Origin of the sequence: Streptomyces sp. H39-S7 (assembly GCF_027158205.1) — a bacterium.
In the GTDB taxonomy this organism is placed as follows: Bacteria; Actinomycetota; Actinomycetes; order Streptomycetales; family Streptomycetaceae; genus Actinacidiphila.
This window is the reverse complement of the sequence record NZ_JAPVLU010000105.1, coordinates 1-9,982: the sequence shown is the minus strand read 5'-3', so window position 1 is coordinate 9,982 and position 9,982 is coordinate 1. Positions and strand designations below refer to the sequence as shown.

The 9,982-nt window shown below is 68.8% G+C and carries 10 protein-coding genes; 9 read left to right on the top strand and 1 reads right to left on the bottom strand.

Annotated elements, in window-relative coordinates; all coding sequences use genetic code 11:
* Positions 1 to 141 precede the first annotated feature (141 nt).
* The 6 genes from O3X23_RS43120 to O3X23_RS43095 all read left to right on the top strand — a co-directional run bounded on the left by O3X23_RS43120 (position 142) and on the right by O3X23_RS43095 (position 5,872).
* The gene (locus tag O3X23_RS43120) at positions 142 to 1,491 is read left to right on the top strand and encodes a WD40 repeat domain-containing protein (RefSeq protein WP_269280640.1); all 1,350 of its coding nucleotides are present in this window, start codon (positions 142 to 144) and stop codon (positions 1,489 to 1,491) included.
* 217 nt (positions 1,492 to 1,708) lie between these two features.
* Positions 1,709 to 1,963, top strand: coding sequence for a hypothetical protein (locus tag O3X23_RS43115; RefSeq protein ID WP_269280637.1), 255 nt, complete (start codon positions 1,709 to 1,711; stop codon positions 1,961 to 1,963).
* A gap of 236 nt (positions 1,964 to 2,199) precedes the next feature.
* On the top strand, positions 2,200 to 3,111 hold the full coding sequence (locus O3X23_RS43110) for a DUF6895 family protein (protein ID WP_269280632.1): 912 nt from the start codon (positions 2,200 to 2,202) through the stop codon (positions 3,109 to 3,111).
* 34 nt (positions 3,112 to 3,145) lie between these two features.
* Positions 3,146 to 4,018 (top strand): hypothetical protein, encoded by an 873-nt coding sequence (locus O3X23_RS43105; protein WP_269280629.1) that lies wholly within the window; start codon positions 3,146 to 3,148, stop codon positions 4,016 to 4,018.
* 398 nt (positions 4,019 to 4,416) lie between these two features.
* Positions 4,417 to 4,980, top strand: coding sequence for a papain-like cysteine protease family protein (locus O3X23_RS43100; protein ID WP_269280627.1), 564 nt, complete (start codon positions 4,417 to 4,419; stop codon positions 4,978 to 4,980).
* Positions 4,981 to 4,990: 10 nt separating this feature from the next.
* Positions 4,991 to 5,872: a hypothetical protein gene (locus O3X23_RS43095; protein WP_269280624.1), complete on the top strand. Its 882-nt coding sequence runs from the start codon at positions 4,991 to 4,993 to the stop codon at positions 5,870 to 5,872.
* Positions 5,873 to 6,127: 255 nt separating this feature from the next.
* Here the strand turns inward: O3X23_RS43095 and O3X23_RS43090 are convergent, their stop codons facing one another.
* Positions 6,128 to 6,454: a helix-turn-helix domain-containing protein gene (locus O3X23_RS43090; protein ID WP_269280621.1), complete on the bottom strand. Its 327-nt coding sequence runs from the start codon at positions 6,452 to 6,454 to the stop codon at positions 6,128 to 6,130.
* Positions 6,455 to 7,471: 1,017 nt separating this feature from the next.
* Between O3X23_RS43090 and O3X23_RS43085 the strand changes: the two genes are divergently transcribed.
* From O3X23_RS43085 to O3X23_RS43075, 3 genes are all read left to right on the top strand, one after another.
* Positions 7,472 to 8,083, top strand: coding sequence for a hypothetical protein (locus O3X23_RS43085; protein WP_269280616.1), 612 nt, complete (start codon positions 7,472 to 7,474; stop codon positions 8,081 to 8,083).
* A 171-nt stretch (positions 8,084 to 8,254) separates the two neighbouring features.
* Positions 8,255 to 8,665, top strand: a complete 411-nt coding sequence (locus O3X23_RS43080; RefSeq protein ID WP_269280613.1) for an STAS domain-containing protein — start codon at positions 8,255 to 8,257, stop codon at positions 8,663 to 8,665.
* The coding region (locus O3X23_RS43075) for a GAF domain-containing protein (RefSeq protein ID WP_269280610.1) at positions 8,662 to 9,982 on the top strand (1,321 nt) is incomplete at its 3' end. The genes O3X23_RS43080 and O3X23_RS43075, both read left to right, overlap by 4 nt.

Below are 9,982 nucleotides of genomic sequence, written 5' to 3'. Positions count from 1 at the left end.
CAGGTCCGCCTCGCGCAGGGCCGTCGCAACGGCCTCGTCGACGGCGGCCAACCGTTCCTTGCGGCCGAGCGCGGGATCCACAGCGACACGACTGCGGTGCAGGACCGTGCCGCTGAGGTCCGCGACCAGGGCCAGGATCATGTGGCCGCCGAAGTCCACACCCCCGACCCCGCCCGCCTCGCACCGCTGTCCGGCCCGGTGCCCGGCGCGGTGAGCGTGCTCGCCTTCAGCCCGGACGGACGGACCCTGGCGAGCGGCGGCGCCGATGGCACGGTGGATCTGTGGAGCGTCACCGACCCGTCCGCTCCCGCGCTCCTGGCGAAGGGGCTTCCGACGGGAGGCGGCGAGGCGTACACCCTGGCCTTTGGACCGGACGGCCGCCACCTGGCCACCGGCGGCTTCGACGGAACACTCCAGCTGTGGCGGCTGCCCGAGGGAGTTCTCACCGGTCACACCGCCATCGTCGTCTCTGCTGCGTTCAGCCCGCGCGGATCGCTCCTGGCCAGTGTCGACGCGACGGCCCTGCGGCTGTGGGACGTCACCGACCCCGCGCGCCCCAGGCCGCTCGGCGACCCGCTGCACGACAAGGAGGGACTTCAGGGCGAGTTGGCGTTCAGCCCGGACGGCAAGGTCCTCGCCCTTTCCGACGACGCCGGCATGCTCAAACTGTGGGACCTGGCGGACCCGGTCCACCCCCGCCGGCTCGGACCGTCCCTCAGGAGCCACACCACCAGCACGGAGCAGCCCGGTTCGGTGGCGTTCAGCCCGGACGGGCACACCCTGGCCAGCGGCAGCCAGGCCGACGGCGCGGTACGGCTGTGGGACGTCCGCGACCCGGCGCGCCCGAAGTCCCTCGGCAGCACCGGAGAGGCCAGCAGCACCTTCGGGATCTACGAGGTGACCTTCAGCCCGGACGGACACACGCTCGCGGTCACCACCAACGCCCGTACGCTGCGGCTTTGGGACGTCCGGGATCCAGCCCATCCGCAGCCGCTGGGCCGGCCGCTGGCCTCCGGCAAGCACTCGCTGACCGGGCTGGCCTTCAGCCCGGACGGGAAGACCTTGGCCGTCGGCGACAGCGAGAAAGCAGTCTTGCTGTGGGACGTTCGCGACCCGGCCCGTGCCAAACCGCTCGGCGCTCCCCTCCGTGGCCCCACGGACGCGGTCCGCAGCGTTCGGTTCAGCCCCGACGGCACCACGCTGGCCGGTGGCGACGACGCGGGAGCCCTACGTCTGTGGGACGTCCGCAACCCGGCCCGCCCCACGCCCCTCGGCGAGCCCCTGACGTCGGCGGGGAAGATCCTCTCGGCGGCGTTCAGCCCGGACGGCAGCACCCTGGCCACGGCCGGGTACGACCCGGCGGTCCGCCTGTGGCCGATGGACGCCGAACGGACGGTGCGGCAGATCTGCGATGCCACCGGCGACGCCCTGACCCCGCAGACATGGCGGCAGTACCTGCCGGACCTGGCGTTCAGAGCACCGTGCTCGTAAACCGGAGTTCCGGCCCGGACCGCCGCCGCGACCGACCACTACCGCACCCTTCCCACCGACACACTCCGCCTGCTCACCACGTGAGGACGCATCGAACTTGCCAGCGGTGGGTGGCCTCGTGCTCGTGCTCAGGTTGCAAGCTCTGTGGAATGGCGCACGCTGGAATATGTCAGTGGCGTTGGATAACGCAAATCAAACCTCCACGAGGAGGGCTGCCATGACACCAAACGCGAAACCTGACGATGGGCGTGAACCGAACGTCGACGAACGTGCGGTAGCCAAGGCGGAAGCCGAGATCTACCGACACATCCAGCACCTTCACGACGAAGGCGTAGTCGATCTGGATGCCCCCGCGCGGGACATCGTCGACGTACTCGACCGGAATTATCCGCTGTCAAACGAATCCGCTGTGGCGCGCGCCGGCGGGTACTGGCTTGTCGGTGACCAGGGTTGGTGCGATCACCTCACATAGCGCGGGAAAGGAAGGTGAGTTCTGATGGCAACCAGTAAACCCGCGCGTCGGCCAAGTCGAGAGGCCATCGAGGAGCGGGTCCAGCGTCTTCAGGACAACGGAATGGTGGATCTCGACGCCCCACTGAGGGACGCGATCCCGGAGCTCGCGCGGAACATGGCGCGTTACCGGCAGGCGGATGCCTGGTGGATCATAGCGTCCGGGGACGATCCCCACGCCGTCTGCGAGTGCGAGTTGTGACCCCGTCCGCCGCGCCGAAGCAGGTGCTGGAGGGCGCTCTGACCTGGATCGATGGGCATCTGCCGCATTTCGATCCGTTCAAGGACGGAGAGCTCACCGGGCTGTGTGAGATCCCGCTGTCCGAGCTGGCAATTCTGACGCTCTCGGCGCAGCGCTGCTCGCGGCCGGTGGACACGGCCGTGACCACACGGTTCCTGGACCTCCTGGAGTCCACGCACCACAAGCCGCTTTACCAGGAACGTCCGTTTCGCGAACCGGAGACCCTCGTTTCCCATCTGGTGGTAGCGGTGGCGCTCGAGCGCGGCGGAAGGCTCGACGGATGTGCGTTCCTCGCATCCATCGAGCAACTGATAGAGGCCAGTACCCTGACGGCGCCCGCTCTTCCGCCGCACCGAATGATGGAGCTCCGGCATGCGCTCGACCTGGGGCAGGTCGGCCACGGCTTGCCCTCGTATCTGACGCTCTACCGCAGCACGATGCCGGCACGGCCGGTGAATCCGATCTATGTCTCACGAGCGGAGGCATACATCCTGACCCACGTGATTTTCTATGCGGCCGACCTCGGCTTTCGTTCCCCGGAGGGCATCTGTGCCGGGGAGCGGAAACGACTCGCCAAGCTCGTGGAACGACTCCTCGGAATGTACATAGTCGCCCGCAACTGGGATCTCACCGCGGAGCTCATTCTCTCGGCCCTGTGCCTACGCAATCCGTGCGCCTTCAACGATGTGGGATGGCAATGCCTGGTGTCGGCGCAACGAGCCGACGGTGCGGTTCCCGGCACCCGCGGCCGCCCGAAGGAAGCGGCGATGCCCACCACGCCGGAAGACATCGACGCCGACGTCGGTTCCTGCTATCACACGACGCTCGTGTCGGCGCTTGCCGCGCTGTCGGCGCTACACATCGGCTGAGGGGACTGGCGTCATGACACAGTGTCGCGAGAGTGTGGAACGGGCTGCGGAGTACGTCTTCGCGACCGCGCGCGTAGCGACCGCATCCTTGAGCCATCAGTTCCAAGCGTTGTTCGGTCTGTCCCTCGCGGAGAAGGCAGGGGCGCCGTGCGCCGCGGGCTACGTCGACGTGATGGCGGGGCAGGTCAGCAGCGCGCTCGACCGGGAATGTGCGGTCGGCAGGTTCGATCCGTTCGCTTACGACACGAAGCTCCTGCTCCTTTGCCACAGTGTCCTGCGGGAACGCGGTTTCGAATCGGACGAGTTGGCATCCTTCGCTGGTGAGGTGTCGGCCGCGCTGCGCGAGATGGACGTCATTCCGGCCCGACTGGCCGGTGTGGCGCATCTCCTGGACGCCATCGGGGAGGACCCCTTCGGCGCGGCGGGCCGGATCGAACCCGACATGCCCAGGGCGGATCGGTCGCTGCTGCTGCGAGCCGAGACCGCCGAGGTCAGGGAGGTCTGCAACCGGCTGGCCGGGGCGTCGCTGTTCGGGGCGCGGGAGCTCGTGATCGCTGACCGGGACGACCTGTTGCTCACCCTGCCGGTCCTGCTCCTGCAGAAACTGCGCGAGTACGACCTGATCCTCGGATCGAGCCTGCTCCGGACTCTCAAGTACCTCGGGGCGAGTGAGCAGGAGGATGTGGACTACGCGACGCGATATCTGGTCTGCCAGCAGCAGGGGGACGGGCGATTCGGCTACTACGCTCGCGAGTTGGAAGGGCCTTCCGGGCGGATTGCGGCCCAGGACCTGTATCTGCCCGTGACCGTCTCCGTACTCTGGGCGCTGGCGGAGGCATCGGTGCCCGGCTTGCGCGTCATTGAGCGCGGGCGTCCGGTGGCTGTTCTGGGGACCGAGACCGGCTGAGGGTTTCCGCCACACTGCCACCGCAGACGGCCGGCAGGCGTACCTCGACCGTCCAGACCGCCCCGTGACCCCGTGAATGCCGGGCCGGCACCCCTCAGACTCCGACCCTGCACGCCGTGGCCCCCCACCGAGCCGGTGGGGGGCCACCGCGCGTGGGGCCACGTCCCGCTGCTGTTGCCGGGCGAGTCCCCGACTCCACGGGCCGACCCGTCTGTTCCGCAACCTCTGGCGCCGAGGCCGCGAACAGACCCTGCGCCGGTCCCCCTCCCGTGCTGACAAATAATCCATATGGGGGAATTTCCTGCGAGGCCCCTATGTGTCTCCGGCATGATGCGCTGTCATATTCCTGCCAGTTTGCCCCGTTCATCTCGTTGCACCCATCAAGGGAAGGCAGGAAAATGGACAGGTTCAGGTACGGAACCATGGCGTCGGCCATCGCGCTGGCCGCGTTGGGATCGCTCGCGTCCGCAGGAGGCACGGCGCACGCGGAAGCGGGCCAGGACACCATCAGCATGCTGAAACAGGAGAAGTCCCAGTGGTGCTGGGTCGCCTCCGGACTGACCATCGCCAAGTTCCAGGGCTTCGGCTCCACACAGGCGGACTTCTGCACCCGGGCCCAGCCCTACTACGGCTGCAACAACCAGCCCGCCACGCTCGACGACATGGCCAAGGGCTGGAGCAGCCTCGGCATGACCCACACCGGCTCGGGCCTCAACAGCGCGGCCACCTTCGACCAGGTGTACACCGACGTCAAGGCGGCCCGGCCGATCGGCGCCCGCATCGGATGGACAGCCGGCGGCGGCCACATGAACGTGATCTACGGCTTCGACACGTCGAACAGCACCATCGCCGTGGCCGACCCGTGGCCGGACACCACCACGTACACGTGGTGGAACTACAACGACTACGTGAGCAACAACTCCTCCAAGTGGACTCACTCCCGCATCGGTATCTCCCGCTAAGGCAGGCGACATGCGCGACACCAGCAGCACCAAAAGGTCCGGCAAGCGGACACCCTCTCGCTTCTCCCGCCTGTCCATCGTCATCGCCGTGAGCGCATCCGCGCTCCTGTCCGCCGTCGGTCCGACGCACGCAGTCCCGGCCAAGGACCCTCTCCCGGCCGACATCCCCGACTACCAGGCCGCCCTCAACGCGGTGAAGTCCACCGACGTCCGCAACACCGTCTGCCGCTTCCTGCGCACCGCGGTGCCCACCGACGGCGCCGACGGGCCGGTGCAGACGATCCCCGAGACGGCCGAGCCCTGCCAGGGCCTCCCCGTCTTCACAATCAAGGACCCGGTGGCACGGAACGAGATCACCCCCGGGTTCGTCGCGGGCACCGCCCAGCCACTGCCCACCGAGGCCATCAAGCTCACGCAGCTGGTCTCTTCCCTGAGCACCACCGTCAACGGCCGCAACGTCACCGTCATGCTCGCCCCCACCCAGGGCGGCGGCTGGCACCTGGCGGCCGTCCGCGACGGCGACAGCGACGCCACGTATGCCGGCAAGGCAACCGCGGGCACGCTGGTCTTCACGGAGCCGCAGATCCGCGGCTGGTACCAGCTCAAACTCCTCACCGTCGAACCGCTCAACGAGGAGGCCCGCCAAGGACTGGGCGGCCAGGCGTCGGTGTCACTCAGCGACTATCAGAAACTGCTCAAGGCCCGCTACGCGGACAAACTCCCCGGCTCGGAGTACGCCACCAAGGGCTACTCCAGCGGCTACAGCTCCCAACCCGGGGTGAACGAGGCCTCGTCCACCACCCCGCTGCTTGCCGGCGGTACCGGCACAGCCATCGCCCTCGCGGGCGCAGCCGCCGTTCGCCGCCGGCGCCGGCTCGCAAGCACCGCCTGAGCCCAACCCCCAACACCCCTTCGCTCCGCCCCGGCAGCCGGCCGGGACGGAGCGAACGCCGTCAGGCCGAATAACCCGGCACTACGGTCCGGCCATCGCAGAGGGAGCGACTGTTCCGCCCAGTCCGCTGCCCGTCCCGTATGGCCTCGAAAACGATCAGGGGCGTCAGTCCGGAGCCCGGTTCGATGCCAGCCAGGACAGCGAACACGCCATCCTGTGGCCCGCAGCAGGCTTCCTGACGCGCGGCTCCTGTGCTCAGGCGGCGGGGTGGTGGGTGCGGGTGCAGAGCTGGGCGTTGCGTGTGAGGGCTTCTTCGAGCTGGTCCTGTAGGGCGACGATGCGGCAGGCGGTGTCGATGGCGGTGCCCTGGTCGACGAGTTCACGGACCCGGGCGGCGATGCGCAGTTGGTAGCGGGAGTAGCGGCGGTGGCCGCCCTCGGACCGCAGGGGGGTGATCAGTCGGGCGTCGCCGATCGCGCGGAGGAAGCCGGGGTTGGTGCCGATCATTTCGGCGGCGCGGCCGATGGTGTAGGCGGGGTAGTCCTCGTCGTCGAGACGGCCGAAGGAGACCTCTGCTGTCATCTCACCTCACTGGGAAACGGGCGAAAGGGTGTGAAAGGGAACGCGTGGAGGGGCCCTGGCGCACTACAGCGCCAGGGCCCCGAAGGACGGAAAACACCACCTGCCGGCCCTGGTACTGCGCCGGCCTACTGTGTCCGCACTGCCGACCGAGGTCGGGAGTGCGGGGATCGCGAATGCGTGACCGGAGACCACCTCACTATCGATGTCCTGCGGTACCCGGGCTCAAGCGTTCGGCCCGGGCGATCCCGATGGCGCTCAACCCCTCCGTTCCCTCTAGCTCAATCACTTACCCAATCCGTACTGCGAACTTCTGGTGGCCTTCACCGCACCACCCTCCGGCAGCCAGCCCCGTCGCCCGTCCTGCAACTGCTCTGGCTTAGAACCCCACTGCCGAACCACCCGGTGCGCGCGTCCGCAGCCGACGCCTTCACCGAGGTACTGCTCACGAACTCCGCTGCTGCCTACCGCGCACTGCACTTACGGGTACTGCCAGCGCGGTCCTGCTGATGGCTGCCCCTGATCACTGCGGGCTGCCCGGTCCGGTCGTCAGTTCCGTCGCCGTCCTGCAACCGCTCTGGCTTCGCAACTCCACCACCGCACCGCCCAACACACTGCAACTTCCTGTACTGCTGCCCGGCAGTTCGTCTCTGCCAAGCCCTGCTGTTCCTCTGGGCTACGACAGGAACACTACCCACAACCGAAAGCGAATGTCTACTCCAGAGGGGATAGATTTCTGCTCCGCGTCGCGGGAAGCATCTTGGCCTGTTTCCAGTAGGCGCCGGAGGGTGAGAGCCGGGAGGACCGCAAGGGGCGCCTGCGGCCCGTCGCGGAAGTACGTACCTGCGACGGGCCGGCCCGCGCGTCCACTTCGCCCAGCCACACCCGGATACACAGCACCGGCGAAGAACACGCCGACCATTGGGCATTCGACCTACGGCCGCGCTCGCGGACCGGGAAGCGCTGCCACCGCATCCGTCCGAAGTCGGCCCTGTCGGTGCTCAGTGGTAGGACAGCCTGATGACCCCTGGCTTCGGCAGCGCCGAGATCGCGTTCCAGGATGGCTGCCGGCTCCTACGCCACGACGCGGAGAGCAGGGAAACGGTCGAGCAGTACTTCGAGGCGGCCGCGCACGCCGATCCAGAAATCGCATGGCTGGTGGCCAGGGAATGGGCGGCCGTTGCCGATGGGCGCGCGGCTGCCTGGCTGAGGCTGGCGATCAGCACGCTACCGACCCGTGCCGGCATCACCGTCGAGCCAGGGACACTGCCCATCGTCACCGAGCACGGCTTCGCCGTGCACCAGGTCTGGCGGATCACGGTGGCCGCCGACGACCGCAACGGCGCCGTCGCCGCGCTGGAGTCCGCCCGACCGCGTCTGTTGCGTACCACGGACAGCGGTCAGGAACTGACTGCCACGGCATTCGAAGCGACGCCGGCCCAGTCCGCGCACTTCTACAGCCCCAACAACGTCACCGTCCACGACAAGCGGGCCAGCGGCCCCGCCATCCAGCTGAACTGCAAGGACGCCATCCTGCCGGTCATGGCCCGCACGGTGATCTGCATCATCACCGACGAGCTGGCCCGCGCGGGAGTCACGGCCTCACTGTCCACACCACCCGAACCGGCATAGCTCGGCGTTGCGGGCGGCCACGGCAAAAGTTGGGTCAGCGCCTGGTGCCCTGAACCAAGCCGTCGGGCTGGATACCGCTGGCCTGGAGATTGGTGGGTAGCCTGCGGTGAGGGGTTGCTTTTCCCAGGAGGGGATGGGCCCGGCCGAAGGTTCATACGGAGGAAGCGCAGGGTGTTCGCGGTGCAGGTCACGCAGGAAGCACAGGGCACGGTCTTCACGCTGCGCGGGGATCTCGACTTCGAGAGCACGGTGCAGTTGCAGGAGGCCGGTGGCAGGGAACTGGCCAACGGCCAGGGAGCAGGTGCGGTGGTTGCTGACTGCACTGACCTGGCATTTTGCGACTCTTCCGGCATCAACGCTCTGCTGCGGCTCTTCCAGCAGCTGGCCGCGCAGGATCGGTCGCTGCGGCTCGCGTGCGTGCCGGTTCCGGTGGCCCGCGTGTTCACGCTGACGGGTTTGGACCAGGTCTTCTGCCTGCACGCTGATGTGGCCGAGGCCCTGGCCGCGGACCCCAGCCGGCCCGGCATCGCGGTTGACGGTACAGAGGATCCGGCTCGGTCAAGCGAAGGGCATCACGTATGACGCGCCTGTCGGGACAGCCGTCACCCCGGATCACCGGTGCGGCAGGAGCGCGCGCTGCTGCCGCGGAGGGAGCGGAGGGCGATCTGCGGGCATTGTTCGGGCAGTCGCCGGCCCTGTTCGCCTCGCTGGCCGGCCCGGTGCACCTGCTGGAGGCGGCCAACGCGGCGTTCTTCGCCACGTTCGACGGCGGGGAGCGCAAACGCACCGGTGTGCCGCTGGGGCAGCTGATGCCGGAACTGGCCGAACAGGGCTTCATCACCCTGCTGGACCGGGTCTACCGCACCGGCACGGCCCACACCGAACGCGACGTCCGGGTGGTGCTGGGCGAGGGGGCGGGCGCCCGGGAGGCGTTCTTCGACTTCACCCACGATCCCCGTCTGGACACGGGCGGCAACACCGTAGGTGTGCGAGTGATCGGGGTGGAGACGACCCAGGCCAAGCACGCCCAGCGGCTGACGGCCGAGCACCGCGTCCTGCTCGAGCAGATCGCCCGCCAAGCGCCGCTGCCCGAGGTGCTGCAGGGCATGGCCCGCGCCATCGAGGACCTCACCCCCGAACAGGTGCTGGTCTCGGTGCTGCTGGCCGACGCCGACGGCCGCCACCTGCGCCACGGATCAGCCCCCAGCCTGCCCGATTTCTACAACCAGGCCATCGACGGCATCGCCACCGGCGAGGGGGTCGGCTCATGCGGCACCGCAGCCCACCGCCGCCGGCCGGTGATCGTCACCGACATCGCCACCGACCCGTTCTGGGACGACTTCCGCGACCTGGCCGCCAAAGCCGGTGTGGCCGCCTGCTGGTCCACCCCGATCCTGGCTCGCGACCAATCCCTGCTGGGCACCTTCGCGATGTACCACCGCACGCCTCGTGCCCCGCAGGAGGCCGACCTGGCCCTGGCCCGTGTCTTCGCCGACACCGCGGCCCTGGCCATCGAACGCCACCACGCCGAACAGGCACGCCGGAACGCCGAAGCCCGCGAGAAAGCCGCCCGCGACGACCTCGCCTTCCTCCTGCGGGCCAGCACCACCTTGACCACCGACCTGGACGCCCATCAGACCCTGGGCCGCCTGGCCACCGCCTGCACCCCGAAACTCGCGCCCCTGTGCGCCATCGACATCATCGAGAGCGGGCGGGTACACCGCATCGTCACAGCCGCCCCCACCCGCCGCCAACAGGACCTACTCGCCTCCCACATCCCCGTCTACGACGCCGCCGACGACGCCGTCGCCCGCGTCCTGGCCTCCGGCACGAGTGAAGTCGCCCGCCGCACACCCACCGGCCCCGGCCCCTGGCACGACCTGGGCGTCACCGGCTACC

Bases quoted from the DNA above. Each gene is read 5' to 3' on its own strand.
- O3X23_RS43115 (WP_269280637.1), top strand. From the start codon at position 1,709: ATGACACCAAACGCGAAACCTGACGATGGGCGTGAACCGAACGTCGAC.
- O3X23_RS43100 (WP_269280627.1), top strand. From the start codon at position 4,417: ATGGACAGGTTCAGGTACGGAACCATGGCGTCGGCCATCGCGCTGGCC.
- O3X23_RS43095 (WP_269280624.1), top strand. From the start codon at position 4,991: ATGCGCGACACCAGCAGCACCAAAAGGTCCGGCAAGCGGACACCCTCT.
- O3X23_RS43090 (WP_269280621.1), bottom strand. From the start codon at position 6,454: ATGACAGCAGAGGTCTCCTTCGGCCGTCTCGACGACGAGGACTACCCC.
- O3X23_RS43085 (WP_269280616.1), top strand. From the start codon at position 7,472: ATGACCCCTGGCTTCGGCAGCGCCGAGATCGCGTTCCAGGATGGCTGC.